Genomic DNA, 2,300 nt, shown 5'->3' with positions numbered 1-2,300 from the left:
TGCATTAACACCCATCCTACCCAAATTAATCAAAGCAGAATCCAGAATCATTTGGTCTTTAGCATTCAGGGTTTCTTCATTTTCAATGACCTTCAAAGCCAAATACGTGTTCTTGGACAATTTTTCGAGTAACGCTATCTGAAATCTCAGTTGAGCGATATCCTCCTTCACACTTATCTGTGTGTTTTGGAGTAAGGCAATAGTATCTGATCTTTCCTTTCTTTCTTCATTCCAATTATTAATCTGCAAGGCAATCAATATCCCAATAACCACTAAGATAATTTCTCCGATAGCGTATTTAAAATACTTGCCTGTTTTATTCTTTTCCATAAGGTCGTATCGTATTTTTCTAAAGAAATTAATCATTGGCTTTTGCTGAAGATTTTAATCGTCATTTAGTTTGTCTAATTCTGATTTAAGCAATATTATTAAGGCTTTGGCCTGATTATAGATATTGTCATAACTGTTTTCAGCCCCCAACTTGTTTTGAATAACATAGGGTATGAACTCCAAAAATTTGGGTTTGTTCAACATGCGTTCAAATGTTTCTTTTGCCTCAATCGCACTATAATTTTTGGTAATATAATAATCGCCCATGTCTATAACTTGACTTGTTGTAAAAATGCCCTGTTTAAGGTGAGAATAATTAAGCTGAATGTCTTGTTGGAGAAAATTATATTGCCCTTCGTATGATGTCCAAGAGTAGTATTTTTGAAGTGCTTCCCTGAGAACCTCATTACTAATTAGAGAAAGATTTCCACTGGATTTAAGTTCTTCAAATGCATTGTCGGAAATAAGTGGTATGTTGGTATAACCAGCATGTTCGATACTTTTCATAAAGTAACTGGAAGAATCTACGGCCAGCTGTGGCTTATCTATCGTCCTCAACAAAAATTCAGCACGATGAATACGGCTTTTATTTAAAGAAATAGCGGTCAAAATGTTTTCTAGATTGGAGTTTAACTCAACTTCAAAACGCTTAAGGAATATTTTTTCTTGAATGCGTTCTTTCCTCTGTTCGTTCCAATTATTAATCTGAAGTGCACTTAAAATTCCAATAACCACAAGAATAATCTCACCAATAGCATATTTAAAATACTTCCCAGTTTTGTTTTTCTCAATAAGGTCATAGCGAATTTTTCTGAAGAATTTTATCATTGGTTATTAGTTGTTTCTACTAATTTACTTAAATAATTGATTTGGAGGTAAATGTTAGGGCATAGCAGTATAAAGATAACCCAGGAATATTATGGAAAAATTGTACAAAGGAGGATTAGTGAAGAGATTATAAGGGTTTCAAACAAACTTAGGTAGTGGTTGATGTATGAAGCTTGGTGGCTTTTAGCCACGGTGTTGTGCTTTCGTTATTTTATCTAGTTTCATGAACTTATATCTGCATCAATGTTATCTATTAGCTTTTTGATAGATTTCATGATAGATCTATAATTAATTAAACCAGATTCTCGGTTAGAAATTATCATTTCTAAAATATTAAGAAACTCATCGTTTTCCTTCAAACTTTCAAAATCATTTGGCTTGGCACGTCGTTTTGAATTTTCTTTGAATATTCTTACATGTTTAGATACAAAAGGATACACGACAGCTTGCATTATTTCCCATTCTGATTTGTCATAATCCATACTAAGCAAATTGTATTCGTATTCATACAGGTCGCTGATGTCAGTTCTTAGGTTTTCGTTTGAAATAATATCTAAGCCCTTTAATTGAAGCGTTTTATATGCAGTTAATATAGGATATGGACTCGCCCAGTTTTGTAAATATCCGAAAGCGCTATCTAGCTCTTTGTTATAAGGTAAATCTTCAATTATGTATCTTTTTATTTTATTGAATTGTTGAATTGTTTTTAGATTGAATAATGTATCGCTTTCGAAAATTTCTAGTGTCGTTTCTAAATTCGACCTTATTTCAGTCAATATTTTGAATTCTTGATTTCTTAATTTCCGGTTTTCATTCCAATTGTTAATTGATAATGCAATTAAAATTCCAATCACTACAAGTACAATTTCTCCAATAGCATACCTCATGTATTTCAAAGGCATGTTATCGTCTGCAAGTTTCTTACGTATGCGTCTAAAGAAATTGATCATAGAAAGGAGGTGGTTGGTTGTTCTTCCTAAGGTAAGGAATTATTATACATGACATTAAATCATGTTTCTATATTCAATACGGTTGATTCGTTTTGGTAGAAATCGTGAGACTAGTTACAAAAGTCAAACAATATTCATTTTACGTAAATATGTACCAAAAAGAAGTGAAAATAGGCGTAGTTGTAAACGTGG

At 32.2% G+C, this 2,300-nt stretch carries 3 protein-coding genes; all 3 read right to left on the bottom strand.

The features are described 5' to 3' along the window. A partial coding sequence (locus WBM60_RS17295; protein WP_424283407.1) for a DUF6090 family protein occupies positions 1-330 on the bottom strand: 330 nt, incomplete at its 3' end. A gap of 54 nt (positions 331-384) precedes the next feature. After that, positions 385-1,158 (bottom strand): DUF6090 family protein, encoded by a 774-nt coding sequence (locus WBM60_RS17290; RefSeq protein WP_424283406.1) that lies wholly within the window; start codon positions 1,156-1,158, stop codon positions 385-387. A gap of 221 nt (positions 1,159-1,379) precedes the next feature. Beyond that, positions 1,380-2,108: a DUF6090 family protein gene (locus WBM60_RS17285; protein WP_424259722.1), complete on the bottom strand. Its 729-nt coding sequence runs from the start codon at positions 2,106-2,108 to the stop codon at positions 1,380-1,382. Between the last annotated feature and the right edge of the window lie 192 nt (positions 2,109-2,300).

The sequence above is a fragment of the Eudoraea sp. genome (assembly GCF_049669105.1).
In the GTDB taxonomy this organism is placed as follows: Bacteria; Bacteroidota; Bacteroidia; order Flavobacteriales; family Flavobacteriaceae; genus Eudoraea.
The sequence above is the reverse complement of the archived record's forward strand: the minus strand, read 5'-3'. Positions and strand labels throughout refer to the sequence as shown.